Genomic DNA, 22,478 nt, shown 5'->3' with positions numbered 1-22,478 from the left:
AGCGATATGAAAAGTCAAATTGTAATAGTCGATGATGAACCTATTACAAGAATGGACATTCGTGATTTGTTATGTGAAGCAGGCTTCGATGTTGTAGGCGAGGCTTCAGATGGCTTTGAAGCAATTGACGTATGTAGAAATTATGTACCTGATTTAGTTATCATCGATATAAAAATGCCTGTATTAGACGGGCTAAAAGCTAGTAAAATTATTAAACATGATAAGCTTGCAGGCGGTATTTTACTGCTTAGTGCCTTTAATGATCTTGACTATATTCAGCAAGCCAAAGATGTTGGAGCACTGGGGTATTTAGTAAAGCCATTGGACGAAAAATCGTTTATTCCAACGGTTGAGGTGGCGATTGCCAGAGGTCAAGAAATCAATAAACTAGGCAATGATTATGAGAAAATATCAAAAAAGCTTGAAGATCGAAAAGTTGTTGATATGGCGAAAGGCTTGCTAATGAAGGATAAGAAAATATCGGAAGATGAAGCTTATCATATGCTGAGGCAATTGAGTATGAATCGCCGTTGTTCAATGGGAGAAATTGCTCGAACAATTGTGATTATGTATGAATAGAAAAACAAACATCCCTTTTTTATGTCAAAAATATAGCAGCCTAACGAAAGAGGATATTAATAAAATAATAGAGGTTGCCGATTCTATTGATGTAGTTGGTGATTCTTTAGACTGCGATATTTTTATCGACATTCCCTCACGGCAAAAAGACGGTGCAATCGTTGTCTATCATGTTAAGCCAAGAATAAAATCTATCTATAAACATTCTCCTACCGGGCAAAGGGCTGAAATTGGCAATGAGCCTGGAGTGTGGCAAACGTTGCAAACGGGAAAAGTGTCGAAGAATATTAAAGCAAAAACTCAAGAAGGACGTTACATAACACAAAACATTTACCCGATCTTTAACCGTGAAAAGGTCATTGGCACATTAATTATGGAAAGAGACATAAGTTATAATATTATGCATTTCAGCATGAACCATAAAGCCAATTATGATATGTCGTCAACATTAATTTTAATAAAAAATTTAAATGATTACTTGGATGATGCCATTCTAATTTTTGATCATACAGGAAAACTTCTGACAAAAAATGTGAAAGCAGATATCCTTTTTCACAGCCTAGGATTTACAGAAGAAAATGAAGGAAAACATTTTAACGAGCTAAGGCTCATTGATATGACCTTTGAACAGTTTTTACAAGCGGATAACACTCAGCATGAGATAAAAATCGGAAACTTTTATTTTTTAATGAAAAAAGTGATGGTACCTAATGGTGAAAGGAAATTAGCGATTATTTTGCAAGACATTACTCAGTTAAAGGATAAAGATGCAGAAATTTCAATGAAGACAGTAGCTATTCGGGAAATTCATCATCGAATAAAGAATAATTTACAAACAATTGCCTCCATGCTTCGGCTACAGTCGAGGAGAAGTGAAAGTGAAGAGGCAAAAAAAATTTTAAAAGACAGTCTTAATCGAATCCTATCAATTGCGGCAACACACGAATTATTGTCAAAACAATTGAGCGATGAGATCAACTTAATAGAGGTCATCGATTTCGTCTTGAAAAATTTGCAAGCTAGCTATACGGAAAGTGACGAAATTCAACTGTTTTTCACATTTAACGAGGAATTTTTAATCGAGAGTGATAAAGCAACTGTCATTGCGTTAATTGTTAACGAATTAGTACAAAATTGTTATGATCATGCCTTTAAAGGATTGGAGAAAGGCGAAATTATTGTAGATGTTAACAAACAAAATGAGATTGTAACGATCAATGTTCAAGATAATGGTGTAGGCTTTATATATACAGAAGAAATAGAAAAAAGCCTTGGTTTTTCAATTGTTCAAAGTTACGTACGAGATAAGCTGCGGGGCAAATTAGGGATTACAAAAAGAGAAAAGGGTACTGATGTCTTCTTTAGGTTTACTGTATAATTAACATTTCAAAAGTTAATATGTTGATATATGACGCAGTGTTGCGGCAGAAGTCCGAAAGCAAAGAGGCTTAAGGTTATAAGTTCTATTTCCGATTTGGAAACAGCTATAACTTTAAGCCTTTTTTCTATATAAACCATATTGTTGATTAAACAACCTTTGCCTCATTTTATGTGGAATTTTCCTTTGCTGAAAAGGTCCTCTAGTCTCGCGCGCCAGCACGACGGTCTCCTTATCAGCCAAGCCGTGTGGGATGCGCAAAAATGTAATTGAAAAAATGTTGCTCTTAGTTGGAATTAAGGGAGGTGAGCAAATTGAGTGAGAACATGTTAAGTGTGGGGATCGATATTGGCACATCTACTACACAATTAGTCTTATCGATGCTCACAATTGAAAACATGGCATCCAATTTTACTGTACCAAGGATCGTGATTGTTGATAAGCGGGTCATTTACAAAAGTGCGATTATTTTCACTCCGATTTTAGAAGATAACAGAATTGACATGGAAAAGATAGAGAGTTTTGTAGAACAGCAATATGTGGCTGCAGGAATACAAAAGGAGGAAATTCAAACAGGGGCAGTGATTATTACTGGGGAAACTGCCAGAAGAGAGAATGCCAATGAGGTGTTACGAGCATTAAGTGGCTTTGCCGGCGATTTTGTTGTGGCTACGGCCGGACCTGATCTAGAAAGCATTATCGCAGCAAAGGGGGCGGGAGTTCATAACTATTCGCAAGAACACTCAACTTCGGTGATTAACATTGATATTGGAGGTGGGACCAGTAATCTAGCTTTCATCCATAACGGAGAAGTAGTAGATACAGGGTGTTTAGACCTTGGAGGGAGACTAGTGAAAGTTGATCGACAGACAAAAGAAATTACATACATCTCTCCAAAAATTCAAGAGCTTATTGAGATGAAAAAACTGTCTATCCGATTAGGAGATACTGCAACCGAGGATAAATTAGCTCCCTTAATTAAGGAAATGGTTCAATTAGTCAAGGTAAGTGTAGGGATGGAGGTTCATTCTCCTTTTTACGAAAGATGTCTTACCCATAAAGGATTAAAAAGAAATCAAAACGCAAATTGCATATCCTTTACTGGAGGTGTTGCGGACTCTATTTATAACGATTATGAAGGAGACCCGTTTCTGTATGGAGATATAGGGATTTTGTTTGGTACAGCTATTCGTCAATCGAGTATTTTAGAAAATTTCACATTAGTCAGACCGGATGAAACGATTAGAGCAACAGTTGTTGGAGCAGGCTCGCATACAACCGAGATCAGTGGAAGCACGATTACGTATACGGGAGATTTTTTTCCAATCAAAAATATTCCTGTTTTGAAATTGGCAAGCGATGAAGAGAGACTGGCTCCAGAAGAGTTCGGTGAAAGAATAAAAGAGAAATTGGAATGGTTTAAGGTTGATGGAAGGCTAGAACATGTTGCTATTGCTTTGCGAGGCAAACATAGCCCTACTTTTAAAGAAATTGAAAAATTGGGGACTGGCTTAGCTTTAGGCTTGGCAGAGTTAATGTCGAAAGAATCCCCGATTATTATCATTACGGAAGAAGATATTGGGAAAGTTCTAGGGCAAACACTCTTTTCCCAAACAGGTAATGAAGAAAAGGTGATATGTCTAGACGGAATAAAGGTAGAGAACGGAGACTACATCGATATTGGGAAACCAATAGCAGACGGAAAAGTGCTGCCGGTCGTGATTAAAACATTAGTATTTCATTAAACAGGATTTGAGAGGAGGATTTCTGTGATTTTAAAAACGAAGCTTTTCAATAGAACTTATCAGTTTAAAACAATTAATGAAGTAATGGCGAAAGCAAATGAGGAAAAGTCAGGTGATAAGCTGGCTCAGATTGCCGCTGAGTCAGCGGAGGAAAGAGTCGCTGCTAAAGTAGTCGTTTCAAACTTAACATTAGCTGATTTACGTAATAATCCAGCGGTACCCTATGAACAGGATGAAGTAACGAGAATTATACAGGACTCGGTTAATGAAAAAATTTATAGCGAAATTAAAAACTGGACGGTTCAGGATCTCCGTGAATGGATTTTAGATGAAAACACAACAGAGTCCATGATAAAACGTGTTTCTAGAGGACTAACATCGGAGATGGTGGCAGCAGTGACCAAATTGATGTCTAATTTGGATTTAATTTACGGCGCTAAAAAAATTAGAGTTACTGCCACAGCTAACACTACGATAGGGCTTGATGGAACATTGTCAGCCCGTTTGCAGCCAAACCATCCGACAGATGATCCAGATGGGATTATCGCCTCTATTATGGAAGGGCTAACGTACGGAGTTGGGGATGCGGTTATAGGCCTGAATCCAGTAGATGATTCAGTCGAAAGCGTATCAAGAGTTTTGAAGAGATTCGATGAGTTTAAGTTTAAATGGGAGATTCCAACGCAAATTTGCGTCCTCGCTCATGTTACGACACAAATGGAAGCTGTACGAAAAGGAGCTCCTACTGATTTAATTTTCCAATCCATTGCTGGTTCTGAAAAAGGGAATACAGCATTTGGCATAAACGCAGAATTATTGGAGGAAGCACGTCAATTAGCTTTAAAGGAAGGAACGGCATATGGACCGAATGTTATGTATTTTGAAACCGGACAAGGTTCTGAGCTTTCGGCAAATGCACACCTCGGAGTAGACCAATTAACAATGGAAGCTCGCTGCTACGGACTTGCTAAAAAATTCGATCCATTCCTTGTTAATACCGTTGTAGGATTTATTGGACCAGAATTTTTATACGATTCAAAGCAGGTTGTTCGTGCAGGTCTAGAGGATCACTTTATGGGGAAATTAACAGGAATTCCTATGGGCTGTGATGCATGTTATACAAATCATATGAAAGCCGATCAAAATGATATTGAAAACTTAGCGGTGCTTTTATCTGCTGCCGGCAATAACTATTTCATGGGAATCCCGCATGGAGATGACGTCATGCTGAACTATCAATGTACAGGCTACCATGATACGGCAGCATTAAGAGAGTTGCTAGGACTAAAGCCGATAAAGGAATTTGAGCAGTGGATGATGAACATGGGCTTCATTGATCAGAACGGAAAACTAACTTATAAAGCAGGAGACGCATCAGCATTCTTAGTATAGGAAGGAGGAAAAAATCATGGTAAATGAAAACGAAATTAAAGCCTATATTGAAAATATTTTAAGGGATATGGTTGGCGGAAGTGAAGAAGAAAAGAAACCAGCGAATGCGGCTGTTGCATTAAAAGACGAACAAGGTGGGAACGAATGCGACACTGGATGCATTGATGACATTACTGAATTTGACTTGAAGAAACAGTTGCTAGTACCAGAGCCGATGAATCGTGAGGGCTATTTAAAAATGAAAGAAATGACTCCTGCAAGATTGGGAGTGTGGCGCTCGGGACCTCGCTACAAAACCATTACATCATTGCGCTTTAGAGCGGATCATGCTGCTGCACAAGACGCTGTCTTTTCATACGTCCCAACAGATTTTGTTGAGAAGAACGGACTTGTGCAAATTGAAACTCTTTGTAAAAACAAAGATGAATATTTAACACGACCAGATTTAGGAAGAGAGTTCTCTAAAGAAATGGTCGAGAAAATGAAAAAAGCCTGTGGCAAACCGAAAGTTCAGCTTGTGATTGGAGATGGACTAAGCTCAGCGGCGATTGAAGCCAATATGGAAGATGTTGTTCCAGCGATTAAGCAAGGTTTAAAAATTTACGGTATTGAGATTGACGCTATTTTATTTGTGAAACATTGCCGGGTGCCGGCAATGGATGTGATTGGCGAGGAAACAAATGCAGATGTTGTTTGTTTACTTGTTGGGGAACGACCAGGACTTGTAACTGCAGAATCGATGAGTGCTTACATCGCATATAAACCGACAGTAGATATGCCGGAGGCGAGAAGAACTGTAATCTCAAATATTCACAGAGGTGGAACCCCGCCTGTGGAGGCAGGAGCTCATATAGCGGAAGTGATTAAAACGATGCTTGATAAAAAAGCTTCGGGTATAGATTTGAAAAAGTAGAGGACGGAGGAGAGAAGATAGATGAAGAACGAAAGACTGCAAGCAAATATCTTAAGCGTGAAAATCATCTCCAATATCAGTCCTGATATGGCCAAAGAATTGGAATTGAAACCATATCATAAAAGTCTTGGTCTCATCACAGCTGATACGGATGATGTAACTTACACTGCATTGGATGAAGCTACGAAAGCGGCAGATGTTGAGGTTGTCTACGCAAAATCACTTTATGCAGGAAGCGCCAATGCTTCCACCAAACTAGCTGGAGAAATAATTGGGATTTTGGCTGGTCCAAGCCCGGCAGAAGTGCGAAGCGGTCTTAATGCAGCAGTGGACTTTATTGAAAACGGCGCTCATTTCATCAGTGCAAATGATGACAATTCGATTCCCTATTTTGCCCATTGCGTATCAAGAACAGGCTCCTATTTATCTCAAGTAGCCGGAATTAAAGAGGGGGAGGCGCTTGCATACTTAATAGCGCCACCACTTGAGGCAATGTATGGCTTAGATGCAGCCTTAAAAGCGGCCAATGTTACGATAGCAGCATTTTATGGACCTCCATCAGAAACTAACTTTGGAGGTGGCTTATTAACAGGAAGTCAATCTGCATGCAAAGCAGCGTGTGATGCATTTGCAGAAGCAGTCCAATTTGTTGCAGAAAATCCAACAAATTATTAGGAGCTAAGAAAAAATGAAAACAACTTCTCTTGGGCTCATTGAGGTTAAAGGGTATGTAGGTGCGATTGAGGCTGTAGACGCTGCCTTAAAAGCGGCGAATGTTACTTTGTTAAATATGGAGAAAATAAGCAGTGGTCTTGTGACCGTGAAGCTCATAGGCGACGTAGCGGCCGTGCAAGCAGCGGTTGACGCTGGAGGAGAAGCGGCAAAAAAGGTTGCGTTATTAATTTCTTCCCATGTCATTCCAAGAGTACATGAAGAAACAATGAATGTGCTCAAGCATTCAAACTTCAAGCGTGTTAATGAAACAGCGCAACCAAATCGTAAGGAAGACGAACTGGAAGTAATAGACGTGGAGGCTGCTATATCTGCTGAACAAAATGAAGAGGAGCAGAAAAAAGGTCCTCTCAGCAATCCGGTTTCCAATGATTTTATCGCTGAACAAGAGCTTGAAAGCCTAACGGTGGGAGAATTGCGAAAATTAGCTCGCTCATTTCATTTAAAAGATGTCAGTCCGAAAGATATTAAGTATGGTAGAAAAGATTTTTTAATACAAAAAATAACGGACCATTATCGAGAGGAGGAAAGTGAATGAAACTCAAGGATAGAGATTTGCTGTCTATTCAAGAAACGCGAGATTTAATTGTCAAAGCCAATGCAGCTCAGAAAAAGCTGGCGCAATTAAGCCAAGAAAAACTTGACCTTATTGTCAAAGCGATCGCTGATGAAGCTTTCGAAAATCGAGAAAAATTAGCAAAGCTTGCAGTTGTGGAAACTGGGTTTGGCAATTGGAGAGATAAAGTAATAAAAAATGCTTTTGCTTCTCAAGCTGTTTATCACTCTATTAAAAATTTAAAAACAGTGGGAATTATTAAAGAAGACCCAAGCCAGAAGATAATAGAAATCGGTGTTCCGGTTGGTGTGATTGCTGCCCTAATCCCTTCAACTAATCCAACATCAACCGCCATTTATAAGGCGCTGATTTCCATTAAGGCGGGGAATGCGATTATTTTTTCACCACACCCAAGTGCCTTAAATTGCATACTGGAAACGACGAGAATTATTAAGGAAGCTGCTGAGAAGGCTGGATGTCCGGAAGATGCGATCAATTGTATCTCAAATGTGACTCTTCAAGGAACGGATACATTGATGAAACATGATCAAATTTCCTTGATTTTAGCAACAGGTGGTTCGGCTATGGTGAAAGCTGCCTATTCTTCAGGAACTCCAGCGATAGGGGTCGGACCGGGGAATGGTCCAGCATTCATTGAGAAAAGTGCTGATATTCCACTAGCTGTCAAAAGAATTATCGATTCCAAGACCTTTGATAATGGGGTCATTTGTGCATCTGAACAGTCTGTCATAGTTGAAGAATGCATTCGTGAAGAAGTAATGGCTGAATTTATGAAACAGGATGCTTATTTCTTATCCTACCCTGAGGGAAGAAAACTTGAGAAATTCATCCTTAGAGATAATGGTTCGATGAATCCGGCAATCGTGGGCAAAACAGCGGAACAAATAGCTGACTTAGCTCAGATTTCAATTCCAAAGGGCACAAAAGTGCTTATCGCAGAAGAGACGAAGGTCGGGAAGAATGTACCGTATTCGCGAGAGAAGCTGGCTCCCATTCTAGCCTTTTATACTGAAAAGGATTGGGAAGCAGCGTGCGAAAGATGCATTGAAATTTTGCATAATGAAGGAGTCGGCCATACGATGGCTATTCACTCACAGAACGAAGATGTCATCAGGGAATTCGCTTTAAAGAAACCAGTTTCTCGGTTATTGGTCAACACTTCAGCTACTCTCGGCGGTATTGGTGCTTCCACAAGTCTTGTTCCAGCACTTACTTTAGGATGTGGAGCGATTGGAGGCGGTTCAACCTCTGATAATATCGGTCCATTAAACTTAATTAATATTCGCCGTGTTGCGTGGGGTGTCAAAGAACTGGAAGACATCCGCGGAGATAAGAAGCCTGAGAAAATCGATGATCATCCGCATAAGGAACTTATCGAAAGAATTTTGAAGCAAGTGCTAGAAGAAATGAAATAGGAAGAAGAGATGATTGCAAAAGGCATCATTTAGCAATCGTATCTTTATTAAATAAATGAATTTAATTGAAAGAGGAGGAAATAAAAATGGCAAACGCAAATGCATTAGGAATGGTAGAAACGAAAGGTCTTGTTGGAGCAATTGAGGCAGCGGATGCAATGGTCAAGGCTGCGAATGTAACATTAATTGGCAAGGAACAAATTGGTGCAGGTTTAGTAACAGTTATGGTTCGTGGCGATGTGGGTGCTGTAAAGGCAGCAACAGATGCTGGGGCTGCAGCAGCAGAGCGTGTAGGGGAACTCATCTCAGTGCATGTGATTCCACGTCCTCATACGGAAGTGTCCGCTATTTTGCCAAATGTAGAAGAGTAAGAAGCAGGGGCTGATCCGGTAGAAAAAATTTCAGGTGAAAAAGCCTAATTATTCGTCCAAAAGCTTTTCTATCAGGGTTCGCCCCCTTTCAAAAGGAAGTGACAAATTTGGCTGGACTACTCACGGAGAGTGAATTACGAAAGCGATTAAAAGGACAAGATCTAAAAGCCTTTAAAACGATTGACGTTCCTAAAGGGACAATTGTCACCCCTTCAGCTAAAGGTTTTTTGAGTGAGCATCATATTCAACTTAACTACATTGAGGATACTTCTGAAATGAATATAGAAGTGAGAGAGGAAGTACAAAGAAGCTCTCACTATAAATATACAACCCTTTATGGAGGGGTTTTGGAAGAAAAGCCAGAGCATATGACGTCTTTATACGGCAATGTTTTAGTATTTAAGGATCATAAACGAATTATTTTTAGAGGGAAGCTTGATTCGTTAGAGTCAAAAATCTTGGAGACACAAACTTCGTTTCATGCATTAAAGTGCAAAAGATTAGTGGCAGATTTGCAAGAGATATTGGAATTTGTACGGCAAATCTTAAGGTGTGAAGTGCTGGAAGAAGAGCTGCTAGAGCTTTCCTTGCAGAATATGAACGAAGCGGAAGTGCGAGAAATCTCCCATAACCCACAGAAATATTATGGCATAGCCCACTTGATTCCTGATTATAAGATGGGTGAAGTTTTGGTGAGATTAAATACACTGCGAAGTACAACGCGTGAAACAGAGCTAGCGGCGTACGAGGCCTTTAAAGAGGAGACAGGTGAGGCAAAACGAAATGATATCATCTTAGCTTTAAATCGCCTTTCGTCTTTATTCTGGATTATGATGCTTAAATATCACGCAGGGCAGTATAACCCGTAAGGAGGATGCTGTGATTGACCGAAATGAATATGGAAAGATTAGTTGATACTGTCATTGATAGAGTTATGGAAAGGTTTATTGAAGTTGAAGCTTCAGGCCGACATATCCATTTAAATAGAGAAGCAGTTAATCAGTTATTTGGAGAAGATTATAAGCTAACGAAGATGAAAGATCTTTCACAGCCAGGTCAATTTGTTTGTCGAGAAAGGGTAACGATCATTGGACCGAAAGGGAAATTAGAAAATGTAGTTATTCTTGGACCTGAACGAAAGCATTCTCAAGTTGAGATCTCTTTAACTGACGCTGTATCGATCGGGATCAATGTGCCAGTTCGAGAAAGTGGAAAGATCGAAAATACCCCTGCCATTACAATAAGGGCAGAACGGAATGAAGTAAAAGTGCCGCAGGGGCTTATCGTTGCGAAAAGGCATATTCATATGAGTCCAGAAGATGCTGTTCGATTTGATGTTAAGGATCAGGAAACGGTACAGGTGCATGTTTATGGGAAACGTCCGCTTATTTTTGATGATGTGCTAGTTCGTGTAAGCGATCGTTATCGTACAGTCCTTCATATTGATTATGATGAAGCGAATGCATGCGGATTTTATAAAGGTACTTTAGGTCGCATCATTAAGAAAGAACCTAAAGGGTGATGATGATGGAAATGAATGATTTAGTTGATCGATTGTATGAAGAAATCGTTAAAAAGCTAAAAAACAAAGAAGAAATAAAGACGACGGTTTGCGTTGTTTCTTCTACAGAGGAATTGGAGCTAGAAGAAGCTCTTAAAGAACAGTACAATCTCGTGTACTTTGCCGAAGACATGGAAGATAGCGAGTTTGAGAGGATTATCATCCCTCGCTTATCCATCAAAATGTTAGCAAATCTAGCTAATGGAGTGAGCAGCACTCGCGAAGAAGAATTTATTCTTACTTCACTTTTAAAAGGGAAGAAAGTTGCTGTTCTGCGTAAAGGTGTTGAGTATTATGCGTACAAGCAGTCATCACCGGCACCATTATACAAAATGTACAACGAATATGAAGAGAAACTCGAAAAATTTGGCATCTCTTTTGAAGAAGAGGGCTTGAATGTACAAATGGAGATTGAAAGGGATGAAGGGCAGTCGTCCGCAAAAGAAATTTACTTTTTTAAGAAAAGGCTCGTTACAGAGGCGGCTTTGCAGAAGCTATATTTACAAAGTACGACAGAAATTATGATTGATAAAAATAGCATTATTACGCCATTGGCAAAGGATTTTATTCGAACCCACCATTTAAAAATTATTGAAAGTGGGAAATGAAATGAAGGTTGGAAAAGTAGTTGGTAGTTTATGGGCAACAAGGAAAGATGAGAAATTAAATGGTCTGAAGTTTCTTGTCGTCAAACCTATTTATGGTCATGATAATGAGCTGTTTATTGCTGCTGATAATGCGGGTGCTGGAGTAAATGATTTAGTGTTAGTGACGACAGGTGGAGGAGCGAGAGCATCCCTCGAAAATTCCCAAACTCCAGTTGATGCAGTCATTGTAGGAGTAGTTGATTCTATCGAAATTGAAAATGAGGAATGATAAGAAACGAGCTGCGATCGAAGAAAAATTTTGAGGTCTTTCTCCAAGAAGTTGAACCGGCGATCACTTCAGATGCGAATATGTACCATCTCGTTCATCATCTGGAAAATCTCGAACAAAAAATCGGGGGAATCCAATTATGGGAATAAATGAAATTATCGTTTATTTAATGGTTATTTTTATGGTTATAGGTGCTATTGATAAATGTTTAAATGGCAAGCTGCGATTAGGAGAAAAATTTGAAGAGGGCATCAATGCAATGGGCTCCTTAACATTAGGAATGGTCGGAATTATTGTTATCGCTCCGGTGCTAGCTAAAGTATTGAGTCCGATCATTGTCCCGATCTATGGGTTTTTAGGTGCAGATCCTGCCATGTTTGCAACTAGTTTGCTAGCGATTGATATGGGAGGATACCAATTAGCTCTTGAAATGGCAGGAACGGAAGAGGCTGGCCTTTTTTCGGGCGTTATTTTAGGCTCGATGATGGGGGCGACGATTGTTTTTTCCATCCCGGTGTCATTAGGGATCATCAGAAAAGAGGATCATAAGTTTTTAGCTACAGGGATAATGGCAGGAATGATTGCAATTCCAGTTGGCTGTTTTATCGGAGGAATGGTAGCAGGGTTTTCAATCGGAATGATTTTGAGTAATCTAGTTCCGATCATTTTAGTAGCTGTTTTATTGGCTCTCGGTTTATGGAAGATTCCAGAAAAAATGATAAAAGGATTTACGATCTTCGGACATGGAGTTGTTATTGTTGCAATACTCGGATTGGCCATTGGAATTATTCATGCTCTAACACCGCTTACACTTATCCCGGGTACTGCTCCAATTGAAGAGGGGATTGCCATTGTTGGTAGTATTGCCATTGTATTAGCTGGTGCTTATGTCATGGTAGAAGTTATTGTAAAGCTCTTTAATAAGCCTCTTATGAAGTTGGGAAAATTCCTTGGTATGAATGAAGTTTCTGCAGCAGGTATGGTTGCGACATTGGCAAATAATATTCCGATGTTTGCGATGATGAAGGATATGGACAATCGAGGGAAAATCATCAATGTGGCCTTTTCGGTGTGTGCTGCCTTCGTAATCGGCGATCATTTAGGGTTTGCGGCAGGTGTTGCTCAGGATATGATCTTTTCAATGATTGTCGGTAAATTAGTGGGAGGCGTCACCGCCATCATCTTTGCCACTTTTATTGCCAACAGTATGTATGGAAAACCTGAAAAAAATTAAACGGAGGTGAACGGTTTGCAAGCGTTGGATAAAGCATCGTTAGAAAAGTTAGTAAGAAAGCTGATCGCCGAGCAGTTGGGCGGTGATGAAACGAACTCTATAATAGATAAAACCTCTGATCCAAGCGGGATTATTTCTGTTCGTGTGCCAACTGTTAAAGTATCTGAAAAAGATCGTTTAAATACAGGTAATAATCAGGATTTCGTTTATACAAAAGACCTGTTTTCCTTGGATGAAAGCCCAAAATTAGGCTGTGGAATAATGGAGATGAAAGATACGACGTTTGATTGGACATTAAATTATGATGAAATTGACTACGTTATTGAAGGCCAGTTGGATATTATAATCGATGGCAGAAAAATGAGTGCTTCGCAAGGAGAAGTAATCTTCATACCTAAGAGGAGTAAAATACAATTTTCTGTTTCAGGCTTTGCCAGATTTCTATATGTGACTTTTCCTGCTGATTGGGCTAATCAAGCATAAAATATGTCTAGAGATCGTACAGCTTTAGAACTGGCTTCGAAATAAAGACAAAATCGCAAATTTTGACGTGATATCCAGTTAATATTGCTATTTTAAATGGTTAGCTCGCAGCTTGAGTGTTCCAGCTTAAAATCAAAACGGTCGTTTATGAATAAATGACGGAAAAGAATCTTTCTACAAATTTACTTTTGTGGGAAGGTTCTTTTTATTTATAATGATAAATGGTTCAGATAATGGTAACCCTTTTTTTACTCATGTTAAGCTGTATATCCTTAATAACTACTAAAATATTCCGATATAAAGGAAAAATATGTTTATTGGGGAGGATGGAATATGGAAATCCAATCTAGATCTGGGTCAAGTCATTATCCAAATATACAGCTTCGAAATGGTCACCATCAAAAGCCGCAAATGTATACAGTCAAAGATACCAATTTTGTACGTTATGATTCGTTGGAGCTTAGTTCAGTGACGCCAACGAGAGAACTTCCGGAAGATGCGGTTCACCACGCGACCCCGCGCTTTTTCTTTAATAGTGAAATTAATGCTTCTCTTGATAAAGTATTAGAAAATAAAAGTGAAGAAATAAAGCGGACGGTATATCAAATAATAGAGTTTAATATTTTTCCAACGAATATGGATTATAGTGATGAGGAAAGGGCAGCTTTATTAGAAATGGGCTTGTCACAAGCTGATTACTTGGCAGAGCATTATATGTCTAAAGGGGAATCATCGGAGTTTATGAAAACAATGAATTTATTGGCTGCTCTATCAAAAACAAGAGAGGTTGATCCGAAAACAGGTACTGCAAGATATGCTGAACTACCTCAAAGACCCGTTGGTGCTCCAAGTGATTATATTTCAACTAAGGATTTAATGAAAAGGTTTGATCCGGAATTGTATGGGAAATTACAAACTGAATTGGAGGGTGGGGGCACTAATTTTGCCAGTATTCTCATTCAATTTACACAAAAAGCAAAGGCTCACCCTGAATGGAGAGAACAATTCCTGTCTGAGCAAAACAGTCGTATGACAGCGTTGGAAAATACAACGATTACGAACCGGTTTAAAGGGACAAGCACAGCCAATATTCATGAGCTTGTCACAGAAATGAAGGAAATAATGGAGAAGAGTCAGTTTACGAACAATGATTTTTTATTTAACAATTTAGTAAATTTCTATAATAGTATAGAAAAAATACATAACGGTTTATGATAGGATCTAGTTAACGTATTGTGTAAATTATTTTTCCACTGTTTTCAACTACTTATTTTAAACCGCACAGGTTGAAGGCCCAGATGCTGTTCGCAGGACTTTAGAAGGATATATCGGGGAATAACAAAGCTTTAGCTCTTCGTTTGAGAGCTAAAGCTTTTTAGTCGTTTAGTGTTGAACTTATTTCATGAGGGCACCTACTTTTAACGCAAACCTTCTAAAGTTTAACACTGTTATGATTGTCGACATCGATTGCTTTACCAAGGACACTCTGCTCTTGAAAGCGAAGACAGTGGAAATGAAAATCTGCTTCTCAAAAAGGAATTTTCATTAATGGCTTTTTTATCTTTCACAGGCCCAATTGTCTTTGTCCCGATCCATTTTTGGCTGATAGGCGGGGTGATCGGATGCAACGCCGTTAGGGTAGACTTTTCTTAATTCTGTACAGTTCGCGAAATATTCTGTTGTATTTGCAGTGGTTGTTGTCTTTTGATTTGAACTCCCGCTAGAAGACGAGTTCTTAGGTGCTTTTTTTGATTGTGAAGAAGCTGTAGAAGCGGTAGTAGTTGTTTTACTTGCTAATTGTCCGTTTAAAGAGGTGATTTTGTCTTCTAAAGATTTATTTTTTTCCTCAAGCTCGGCAATTTTTTGAGTTAGATTCTCTTTTTCTAGTTCTGCTTTCTCGGCAGCCTCAGCCTTGGAGGCGAGCTCCTGAAAATCGTTATTTAATTTTTCGTTTGTTCCAGCTAAATCTTTAATATTTGCCTTATATTCTTTTATCGTATCTTTAAGTTCCTGATTCTCCGCAAGAAGTGCCTTGTTTGCTTCCTGTGCTTCTGCAAGCTGTTCTTGGGTCTCGTTGTCTACGCTGGATGTACCGATAATAAAGAGAAGCAAGCCGCCGATAAACGCTGGATAGAATGTCTTTTTGGAAAGCTGTTTATTACGATTTTTGAGTTTACGGAGAAAATGAATGAATAAATAAAGCAATGAAAAGAAAAATAGTAGAGAACCGATCGTTGCGATTACTGCCATATTGTACCTCCTCCAATCGAGATTATTATTTAGTATAAATTCACTATGTTTATAGTAAAATTATACATTATAGTATAAACGTGTCAATCGCAATTAAATACAAGCTTTAGCTTTGTTAATTAATAATGTTGCCCAAACGATTCTTGGTTCACAAATCTCTTATTTAAAAGCCGGTTGAGGATGATGCACGCTGAGAACGATCAAGTCTAGAGCTGCTTTCTTTCAAAAAATGTCAACCAAGGGACGCACTCGATGGGAAAACTCGAATCGAGTAGAGGTTCAGTCCGAATAAGATTGTTTCTTATACTATAATCGGGAAAGATTGTTAAGGATGCAGTTTAGCATTAATAGTGGGGAACCTTGCCACAAGTATATGCGGTTTAGATATTGCCATAGATATCAGACTAATTAATGAAATTAAATAAACATTTTTACTGCTTAGATCATTTTATTGGATGGATTCATATATAGTTTTTAGAATACGAAAAGGAGATTGGACGAACTCAAATAAAAATGTCATTATCAATATTTATTTTTTAGATAATATTTTCTATATATATGGGTTAAACAGACTAAATCCTTCAAAAGCCTCAAATGCTATTTAATATTTATTTACAGTTCTTAAGATCTAATTTCCTTTGACGTTATCGGTTTCCGTTTAGATAAAATAGCATGGGAATGATAATCAGCAGGCTGAGGATTCGAAATAAGATTTGCAGCTTCAGTATTTACATATAGGTTGTAAATATTGTGAGCTTACCATATATAACGTATAAAAAACGAAGCACAGAGATGCTTCTTTTTTTATGAACGTAATTTCTGTAACCTCCTAAATAAAAGTTCACACTCCGTTCATAATGTAGATTTAATATACACCTAGATAATATTGAAAGGGTGAATGTATATGAATGATATGATGAGCAAAATTAAAATAATTGAAAATAGCGAGTATGCTGTGCAGGCAAAGGGTTTAATTAAACAATTTGGAGACCATAAAGCAGTTGATGGAGTCGATTTGCGTGTCCCTAAAGGGATGATCTATGGCGTGTTGGGGCCAAATGGGGCGGGGAAAACGACTAGTATCAGAATGCTAGCGACCTTATTAAAACTAGATGGAGGTACGGCAAAAATCTTTGGATATGATGTGGAAAAGGATCCGCACCTTGTTCGCCAGTTAATTGGCGTGACAGGGCAATATGCCTCTGTGGATGAGTCTCTTAGTGCTACTGAAAATTTAATTATCTTTTCACGGTTATTAGGTTTGGGGCGTAAAGAGGCAAAAAACAAGGCAGTAGAATTATTAGAGGAATTTGGTCTAACAGAGGCAGCGAAACGTCCATTAAAACATTTCTCCGGTGGAATGCGTCGCAGGCTAGACTTAGCAGCTAGCCTTATTTCTCAGCCTCCGCTGATCTTCTTGGATGAACCTACTACTGGATTAGATCCAAGAACCCGTAATCAAATGTGGGAGACGATTCGTCGCTTAGTGAATGGGGGATCTACCGTGTTACTGACAACACAGTATCTACAAGAGGCAGATGAATTAGCAGACAGGATCGCTGTTATTGATCGTGGTCAAGTGGTCGCAGAAGGTACCGTAAATGAGGTAAAACAATCCGTAGGGTCTTCTTCCTTACATTTGAGTATGAAAAATGATAATGATAAGCAGCGTGCACTTTCACTAGTAGAAAAAGTACTCAATGTCCAGTCCACCGTATCAATGGAAGGTGGTAAGATTATAGCACCAATGAAAGATGCTAATAGAATGACAGATTTACTCTTAGCTTTTAGGGAAGCAGATATTCCGTTAGAGGAATTCAGTGTGCAAAAACCAACACTAGATGAGGTCTTCTTATCCATTACTGGTCAAACAAATGTTGGTTCCGACAATAAAGACAGTCAGGAGGTATCAGCATGAGCAACACAAGTACTAATGCACTCAATCGACAAAGAAGTAGTTTTCGTCAGTCTGTAAGAAATTCATTTACAATGGCATATAGAGGTTTAATTAAAATTAAACGAACACCAGAACAATTAATTGATGTAACATTACAGCCTATTTTGTTCACACTGATGTTTACGTATATTTTTGGTGGGGCTATTGCTGGGAATGTCAGTAACTATTTACCTATTATTATTCCGGGCATCCTAGTCCAAACTGTTATTACGACATCTGTAGTGACGGGTGTACAGCTACGTGAGGATATGGATAAAGGGGTTTTTGATCGATTTAAGTCATTGCCAATCGCACGGATTGCTCCATTAGCTGGTTCTTTGTTGGCTGATACAGTACGTTTTACCATTGCTACAACACTTACTTTTACGATGGGATATATAATGGGATATCGGCCTGAAGGTGGATTCTCATTTCTTCTGCTTGCAGGATTACTTGTTATTGTTTGTGCTTGGGCAGTTAGTTGGATTTTTGCGTTCTTAGGTGTTATTGCCCGCACAGCTTCAAGTGTACAAGGGATGTCAATGATTGTACTATTTCCTTTAACATTTTTGTCTAATGCATTTGTGCCTGCAGAAACGTTACCGAAGCTATTGGAATGGTTCTCAAACATCAATCCCGTTTCACATCTAGTTACAGCAATAAGAGAGTTAACTAATTCTGGTATAGTAGGATGGGATTTTGCTATCTCTCTTATAGGAGCAGCAGTTATCGTAGCAATTTTTGCACCACTTACAGTACGAGCCTACATGAAACGCGCATAATGTAATCATTAATTATAAGTGATAAGATACCATTATTCATCAGTCCGTAACTTCTGAGGTTAGATAGTTAGAGAAAATGAAAAGGAATGAGTAAGATGGCAAAAATAGTTGTAGTTGATGATGATCCACATATCCGAGAATTATTACGTGCTATTCTTGTGAAAGAAGGTATAACCATCGTAGAAGCAGAAGATGGAGAAAAAGCACTTTCTATTCTCGAGAAAAATAATATTGATTTGGTTATCCTTGATATTATGATGCCAAATATGGACGGATGGGAGTTTTGTAAAGAGGTAAGATCTTATTATTCTGATACGCTTCCCATTTTGATGCTAACTGCCAAAGGAGAAACAACGCAAAAAGTAAAAGGTTTTAATATAGGAGCAGATGATTATTTAGTCAAACCTTTTGCTCCGGCTGAACTTGTGGTTAGGGTTAAGGCGCTTCTCAAACGGTACCAAATTAGTATTTTAAATAAAATAGAGATTGGAAATATTGTCATTGATCGTGATTCGCATAAAGTCTCAGTAGGAAACGAAGAAGTGACCTTACCTTTAAAAGAATTTGAGCTATTGTTTAAGCTTGCAACACATCAAAGGAAAATACTTTCAAGAGAACAATTGATTGAAGATATATGGGGTTTTGACTATGAAGGTGATGAAAGAACCGTTGATGTTCATATTAAACGCCTAAGGCAACGGTTCTCCCATGAGGCGTGCCCTTTTAAGATTACGACTATTAGAGGATTAGGTTACCGACTGGAGGAAAATAAGTGAGCTGGTCTAAAAAATTGCTAAGGGTAATAAGTATAATGGGGGTCATCCTTCTGCTCCCTTTGTGTTGGCTGTGCGCGTATTGGATAACAGAGTGGGTATGCACTTTGTTACAGGTTACTCTTCATGACCTAACCAGACAGCTGATCATATCTTCTTTAGGATTTTTCATTTTTTTAGGGTTGATCTTTATGGTGAGTAGAATTCCTTTGATAAAAGCAAGGCAAGAGCAATTCGTATTACCACTGATTCATGCGATGAAAATGATGGCTCAAGGTAATTTCAATATTGATCTTTCGTTTTATGAAAAACAATTTGGTGACTTTAATAATGAAGATCATCCTTACTATAAAATTATTCATAATATAAGTCATATGGCAGACAAATTAGGAGAAATGGAAGAAATACGCCAGGAGTTTATTTCCAATGTATCGCATGAAATTCAGTCACCTTTAACTTCGATTAGAGGTTTTGCACATACACTAAGAAATGATCATTTGACAAAGGAAGAAAGAGATCATTATCTGAAAATTATTGAGAAGGAAAGTGTAAGACTGTCTAAGCTGAGTGAGAATTTATTAAAGCTGACTTCATTAGAAGCAAAACATGTCCAATTAGAAAAACGAAAATACCGATTAGATCATCAACTTCGACGAATTATTCTAGCAAATGAACCACAATGGTCGGAAAAAATGATTAATATGGACATCTCGCTTGATAATATAACCGTTACTGCCGATGAGGATATGATGGAACAGGTTTGGACCAACCTAATTCATAATAGTATAAAATTCACCCCTCATAATGGCACCATTGACGTAAAGGCATTTCTTTCAGAGCAAGGACATGCTACGGTGGTAATAAGAGATACAGGAATTGGCATAGATAAGGAAGCACTAACACATATTTTTGAACGCTTTTATAAAGCGGACAAATCTCGGAATAGGGAAGCAGGGGGCAATGGTCTCGGCCTCTCTATCGTCAAAAAAATTCTTGAATTACACAATAGTAAAATTTCGGCTAAAAGTGAAAAGGGAAAAGGAACAGAAATGATGGTTTTAATGATAACTTAATACAGTAAAAAATTACCAATTGGGTTTGTCAAGAAAAGTGTGTAAGTTATTCTAGATATTTATTTACACATTCTTGACAAGCCCTAGAAGGATAAAAGTACTGTTTATTTAATCAAAAACAATGTTTTTTCCTAATTATTTTCGTATCGTTGCGCTATTTCTCGCAAATATCTTTTGAACTTTTCTCTAATCGTAACGGGTTCAATGATTTCGCATTTGTTTCCAAACCTAAGTAATACATTGTATCCTTCTTCATTATCTACAATTGGATATTTCGCTATATATTCACTTTCTTTTTTCTCAACTATATACTCTTCTCCGAAACGCTCGATGACTCTATCCCTAATAGATTTATCAATTTTTATCATCACAGGTACTTTTTCTTCCATCCAGTCTGAGCCATCCATGCGTATTGGTGCAAATTTTCTTGGGCTAAATGTTTCATCCGAAATCGTTACTTTTCCCATCCTAGCCACTTTGAATATTCTATAATCATCTCTTTCCATACTAAAAGCTTGTAAATACCAGCTGCTTTCTTTGAATACTATATGGTAGGGCTCTACTTTTCGAAGAGAATTTTGACCATTTTTGTCCACGTAATTAAATATTAGATATTGAAAATTAGACATTGCTGCTTCAATTTTACTGAGTATATCTCGTAATGAATGATTCCCTTCATTTAGCGTTAAATCAACTGAAACGCGTTCGTAATGAACATTGTGTGATAGGTTTTCATTGTTCTCACTCATGCTGTGCAGTTTAGTCAAAATAGTAGAAATTTCTTTATTCTGCAGTAACTGTTGATAACTTTGTAAGCTAGTTATTATTTTATGGACATCTTTAGGAGTAAATAGCTTTCTATCAACTTTATAGGAATTCATCAAGCTCACACCACCGTTCGAACCCCTAGTTACCACAATTGGCAATCCTGCCAAATTTAAAGTATCAATGTCTCTAAATATGGTTCTCCTACTTACCTCCAGTTTTTCAGCAAGCTCACTTGTAGGGACATTATCTCTTTCTAAAAGAATCATAATAATCGCGATAAGACGTTCTATTTTCATAAAAAAAAATCACCTCATTATTAATTATGACAAACAGGTGTCATAAATGGAATGCTATATTAAAACGGTCATTAAATACATTAGAGGGAGGAATTGTTCGTGAACAATTTCAAAGTCGAAAAAAAAGCTTCATTTCGTTTCGTAGGATTTAAGACAAAACTAGAGGGAGCATCATTCATTCACTCGGACGAATTTTCTGATCAAAAAACGGAATTCTTCAAGAGTGTGGTTCAAAGTGGAAAGATGGCATCTCTTCAGCCTATTTCTGAGAGTAAAAATGGCTATGCTGTAGTAAAATCGGATGGAAAAAACACTTTTTACTATGCTGGTGTATTAACATCACAACCAGTAAAAGCTGATACAGAGGAGGTTTTGTTTAAAGAAGGAGACTATCTTGTTCTTTCAGGAAAAGGAGGTCTATCTCGATTGGCTTTTGATAGACTTGAAGATCAAGCATTTAACGAAATTCTTAACAAAGAATTTCCATATGAACTTCATGGAGAAGCCATTGTTGAAATTTTACTAAATGGAAATCCACTTGATTCCGAAGTAGAATTATGGGTTCCGGTTAAAGCTAAATAACGGGGTTAAAATTTAAAAGCTTGATTTGTTTAGCAAAAGAGACGCTAATCCAAGTAGGATGGTGTCTCTTTTTAATAACAAAATAAGAAGATGGCGCGATTATTGTAGCCTATTTGTCTAGTACCTTGTTAAAAATACAGAGCTATTAGACTTTTTATATTTTCGGAAGTGAATAAATTTTTATTTTGATTAATGTTAAGTGATATAGATTAGTTTATGAAGGTATTTGGTAAAGACAAGTCATTTATGGAGAAGTATACGAGAAAAGGGTGTTGAAATTATAAAAGCAATAGCATGTAAGGATCACGCACATATACTAGTGAGTATACCCGAAAAATAAGTGTATCTCAGTTTGTGGGATATGTAAAAGGAAAAAGTAGCTGAATGCTATTTGCTCGTCATGCAATTTTAAAATATAGATAAGGAAAAGCGGAGATTTTGGTGTACAGGATATAAGGAACGAATTCGACGGCAAAACCCGAACTGAGTAGAGATTTAGTCCGAATACGAAATGTAATCGACCGAAAAAACCAAACCGAGTACAGGAACAGTCCGAATAAGCGATGTATTTTATCAGGGGTGGACGTGCAAATTTGCAGGGAAAAATCAAAACCACCAGTGTGAACTGGTGGTTTGCTCTTCGGCTGAAAGCCTCTCTTACCGGCCTTGGCCTTAAAGGCCAACTGAAAGGGTTTCCCTTCTGCACCACATTCACTCACTAATTCTAAAGAATTTCTTTATTTCTTCCGATTTTTCTCTCCT

The 22,478-nt window shown here is 38.0% G+C and carries 23 protein-coding genes and 1 pseudogene; 22 read left to right on the top strand and 2 right to left on the bottom strand.

Annotated features, from left to right (window positions below; all coding sequences use genetic code 11):
• Window positions 1-6: 6 nt before the first annotated feature.
• The 16 genes from FCJ93_RS21620 (at window position 7) to FCJ93_RS21545 (ending at window position 14,471) form a co-directional block, all read left to right on the top strand.
• Window positions 7-579, top strand: coding sequence for an ANTAR domain-containing response regulator (locus FCJ93_RS21620; protein WP_137744705.1), 573 nt, complete (start codon window positions 7-9; stop codon window positions 577-579).
• Window positions 572-1,957: a sensor histidine kinase gene (locus FCJ93_RS21615; protein WP_137744704.1), complete on the top strand. Its 1,386-nt coding sequence runs from the start codon at window positions 572-574 to the stop codon at window positions 1,955-1,957. The genes FCJ93_RS21620 and FCJ93_RS21615 overlap by 8 nt, the downstream gene beginning before the upstream one ends.
• Window positions 1,958-2,271: 314 nt before the next feature.
• A complete protein-coding gene (eutA, locus tag FCJ93_RS21610; protein WP_137744703.1) occupies window positions 2,272-3,702 on the top strand; it encodes an ethanolamine ammonia-lyase reactivating factor EutA in 1,431 nt (476 codons plus the stop codon).
• Between the two features lie 24 nt (window positions 3,703-3,726).
• Complete coding sequence (locus FCJ93_RS21605) at window positions 3,727-5,094, top strand: ethanolamine ammonia-lyase subunit EutB (RefSeq protein WP_095312905.1); 1,368 nt, start codon at window positions 3,727-3,729, stop codon at window positions 5,092-5,094.
• A gap of 16 nt (window positions 5,095-5,110) precedes the next feature.
• A complete protein-coding gene (gene eutC, locus FCJ93_RS21600; protein ID WP_137744702.1) occupies window positions 5,111-6,007 on the top strand; it encodes an ethanolamine ammonia-lyase subunit EutC in 897 nt (298 codons plus the stop codon).
• Between the two features lie 21 nt (window positions 6,008-6,028).
• Complete coding sequence (eutL, locus tag FCJ93_RS21595; protein ID WP_095312902.1) at window positions 6,029-6,682, top strand: ethanolamine utilization microcompartment protein EutL; 654 nt, start codon at window positions 6,029-6,031, stop codon at window positions 6,680-6,682.
• A 13-nt stretch (window positions 6,683-6,695) separates the two neighbouring features.
• Window positions 6,696-7,277: a BMC domain-containing protein gene (locus FCJ93_RS25795; RefSeq protein ID WP_137744701.1), complete on the top strand. Its 582-nt coding sequence runs from the start codon at window positions 6,696-6,698 to the stop codon at window positions 7,275-7,277.
• Entirely contained in the window at window positions 7,274-8,731 is a 1,458-nt protein-coding gene (locus FCJ93_RS21585) for an acetaldehyde dehydrogenase (acetylating) (RefSeq protein WP_137744700.1), read from the top strand. The genes FCJ93_RS25795 and FCJ93_RS21585 overlap by 4 nt, the downstream gene beginning before the upstream one ends.
• A gap of 86 nt (window positions 8,732-8,817) precedes the next feature.
• The gene (gene pduA / locus FCJ93_RS21580) at window positions 8,818-9,102 is read left to right on the top strand and encodes a propanediol utilization microcompartment protein PduA (RefSeq protein ID WP_095312896.1); all 285 of its coding nucleotides are present in this window, start codon (window positions 8,818-8,820) and stop codon (window positions 9,100-9,102) included.
• A 107-nt stretch (window positions 9,103-9,209) separates the two neighbouring features.
• Entirely contained in the window at window positions 9,210-9,971 is a 762-nt protein-coding gene (locus FCJ93_RS21575; protein WP_137744699.1) for a cobalamin adenosyltransferase, read from the top strand.
• Window positions 9,972-9,994: 23 nt separating this feature from the next.
• On the top strand, window positions 9,995-10,624 hold the full coding sequence (gene eutD, locus FCJ93_RS21570; protein ID WP_095312985.1) for an ethanolamine utilization phosphate acetyltransferase EutD: 630 nt from the start codon (window positions 9,995-9,997) through the stop codon (window positions 10,622-10,624).
• 5 nt (window positions 10,625-10,629) lie between these two features.
• Entirely contained in the window at window positions 10,630-11,271 is a 642-nt protein-coding gene (locus tag FCJ93_RS21565) for a hypothetical protein (protein WP_137744698.1), read from the top strand.
• Between the two features lies 1 nt (window position 11,272).
• Window positions 11,273-11,539, top strand: coding sequence for a EutN/CcmL family microcompartment protein (locus FCJ93_RS21560; RefSeq protein ID WP_137744697.1), 267 nt, complete (start codon window positions 11,273-11,275; stop codon window positions 11,537-11,539).
• 139 nt (window positions 11,540-11,678) lie between these two features.
• Complete coding sequence (gene eutH / locus FCJ93_RS21555; RefSeq protein ID WP_137744696.1) at window positions 11,679-12,773, top strand: ethanolamine utilization protein EutH; 1,095 nt, start codon at window positions 11,679-11,681, stop codon at window positions 12,771-12,773.
• Between the two features lie 15 nt (window positions 12,774-12,788).
• Complete coding sequence (locus FCJ93_RS21550) at window positions 12,789-13,256, top strand: cupin domain-containing protein (protein WP_095312885.1); 468 nt, start codon at window positions 12,789-12,791, stop codon at window positions 13,254-13,256.
• Between the two features lie 333 nt (window positions 13,257-13,589).
• The gene (locus FCJ93_RS21545) at window positions 13,590-14,471 is read left to right on the top strand and encodes a hypothetical protein (protein ID WP_137744695.1); all 882 of its coding nucleotides are present in this window, start codon (window positions 13,590-13,592) and stop codon (window positions 14,469-14,471) included.
• A gap of 342 nt (window positions 14,472-14,813) precedes the next feature.
• Here the strand turns inward: FCJ93_RS21545 and FCJ93_RS25790 are convergent, their stop codons facing one another.
• Complete coding sequence (locus tag FCJ93_RS25790; RefSeq protein WP_137744694.1) at window positions 14,814-15,506, bottom strand: excalibur calcium-binding domain-containing protein; 693 nt, start codon at window positions 15,504-15,506, stop codon at window positions 14,814-14,816.
• A gap of 913 nt (window positions 15,507-16,419) precedes the next feature.
• Between FCJ93_RS25790 and FCJ93_RS21535 the strand changes: the two genes are divergently transcribed.
• The 4 genes from FCJ93_RS21535 to FCJ93_RS21520 all read left to right on the top strand — a co-directional run bounded on the left by FCJ93_RS21535 (window position 16,420) and on the right by FCJ93_RS21520 (window position 20,070).
• Window positions 16,420-17,424 (top strand): ATP-binding cassette domain-containing protein, encoded by a 1,005-nt coding sequence (locus tag FCJ93_RS21535; RefSeq protein WP_408014809.1) that lies wholly within the window; start codon window positions 16,420-16,422, stop codon window positions 17,422-17,424.
• A complete protein-coding gene (locus tag FCJ93_RS21530; RefSeq protein ID WP_137744693.1) occupies window positions 17,421-18,224 on the top strand; it encodes an ABC transporter permease in 804 nt (267 codons plus the stop codon). Before FCJ93_RS21535 ends, FCJ93_RS21530 begins: the two co-directional genes overlap by 4 nt.
• 95 nt (window positions 18,225-18,319) lie before the next feature.
• Window positions 18,320-19,000: a response regulator transcription factor gene (locus FCJ93_RS21525; RefSeq protein ID WP_137744692.1), complete on the top strand. Its 681-nt coding sequence runs from the start codon at window positions 18,320-18,322 to the stop codon at window positions 18,998-19,000.
• A gap of 188 nt (window positions 19,001-19,188) precedes the next feature.
• Complete coding sequence (locus FCJ93_RS21520; protein ID WP_235879563.1) at window positions 19,189-20,070, top strand: sensor histidine kinase; 882 nt, start codon at window positions 19,189-19,191, stop codon at window positions 20,068-20,070.
• A gap of 131 nt (window positions 20,071-20,201) precedes the next feature.
• On the opposite strand, the gene FCJ93_RS21515 is transcribed toward FCJ93_RS21520, so the two are convergent.
• Window positions 20,202-21,134: a helix-turn-helix transcriptional regulator gene (locus FCJ93_RS21515; protein ID WP_137744691.1), complete on the bottom strand. Its 933-nt coding sequence runs from the start codon at window positions 21,132-21,134 to the stop codon at window positions 20,202-20,204.
• 99 nt (window positions 21,135-21,233) lie between these two features.
• On the opposite strand from FCJ93_RS21515, the gene FCJ93_RS21510 reads away from it, so the two are divergent.
• Both FCJ93_RS21510 and FCJ93_RS25995 read left to right on the top strand, forming a co-directional pair.
• Window positions 21,234-21,716 (top strand): GyrI-like domain-containing protein, encoded by a 483-nt coding sequence (locus tag FCJ93_RS21510; RefSeq protein WP_095312871.1) that lies wholly within the window; start codon window positions 21,234-21,236, stop codon window positions 21,714-21,716.
• A gap of 265 nt (window positions 21,717-21,981) precedes the next feature.
• Window positions 21,982-22,170: pseudogene (locus FCJ93_RS25995) on the top strand (transposase); the annotation flags it as partial.
• Between the last annotated feature and the right edge of the window lie 308 nt (window positions 22,171-22,478).

The organism is Robertmurraya siralis (assembly GCF_005502275.1).
In the GTDB taxonomy this organism is placed as follows: Bacteria; Bacillota; Bacilli; order Bacillales; family Cytobacillaceae; genus Robertmurraya; species Robertmurraya siralis.
This window is presented reverse-complemented; position numbering and strand designations above follow the sequence as displayed.

Coding starts and splice junctions, on each gene's coding strand:
- FCJ93_RS21620 (WP_137744705.1), top strand. CDS start 7: ATGAAAAGTCAAATTGTAATAGTCGATGATGAACCTATTACAAGAATG.
- FCJ93_RS21615 (WP_137744704.1), top strand. CDS start 572: ATGAATAGAAAAACAAACATCCCTTTTTTATGTCAAAAATATAGCAGC.
- eutC (WP_137744702.1), top strand. CDS start 5,111: ATGGTAAATGAAAACGAAATTAAAGCCTATATTGAAAATATTTTAAGG.
- eutL (WP_095312902.1), top strand. CDS start 6,029: ATGAAGAACGAAAGACTGCAAGCAAATATCTTAAGCGTGAAAATCATC.
- FCJ93_RS25795 (WP_137744701.1), top strand. CDS start 6,696: ATGAAAACAACTTCTCTTGGGCTCATTGAGGTTAAAGGGTATGTAGGT.
- FCJ93_RS21585 (WP_137744700.1), top strand. CDS start 7,274: ATGAAACTCAAGGATAGAGATTTGCTGTCTATTCAAGAAACGCGAGAT.
- pduA (WP_095312896.1), top strand. CDS start 8,818: ATGGCAAACGCAAATGCATTAGGAATGGTAGAAACGAAAGGTCTTGTT.
- eutD (WP_095312985.1), top strand. CDS start 9,995: ATGAATATGGAAAGATTAGTTGATACTGTCATTGATAGAGTTATGGAA.
- FCJ93_RS21565 (WP_137744698.1), top strand. CDS start 10,630: ATGGAAATGAATGATTTAGTTGATCGATTGTATGAAGAAATCGTTAAA.
- FCJ93_RS21560 (WP_137744697.1), top strand. CDS start 11,273: ATGAAGGTTGGAAAAGTAGTTGGTAGTTTATGGGCAACAAGGAAAGAT.
- eutH (WP_137744696.1), top strand. CDS start 11,679: ATGGGAATAAATGAAATTATCGTTTATTTAATGGTTATTTTTATGGTT.
- FCJ93_RS21545 (WP_137744695.1), top strand. CDS start 13,590: ATGGAAATCCAATCTAGATCTGGGTCAAGTCATTATCCAAATATACAG.
- FCJ93_RS25790 (WP_137744694.1), bottom strand. CDS start 15,506: ATGGCAGTAATCGCAACGATCGGTTCTCTACTATTTTTCTTTTCATTG.
- FCJ93_RS21535 (WP_408014809.1), top strand. CDS start 16,420: ATGATGAGCAAAATTAAAATAATTGAAAATAGCGAGTATGCTGTGCAG.
- FCJ93_RS21530 (WP_137744693.1), top strand. CDS start 17,421: ATGAGCAACACAAGTACTAATGCACTCAATCGACAAAGAAGTAGTTTT.
- FCJ93_RS21525 (WP_137744692.1), top strand. CDS start 18,320: ATGGCAAAAATAGTTGTAGTTGATGATGATCCACATATCCGAGAATTA.
- FCJ93_RS21520 (WP_235879563.1), top strand. CDS start 19,189: ATGGTGAGTAGAATTCCTTTGATAAAAGCAAGGCAAGAGCAATTCGTA.
- FCJ93_RS21515 (WP_137744691.1), bottom strand. CDS start 21,134: ATGAAAATAGAACGTCTTATCGCGATTATTATGATTCTTTTAGAAAGA.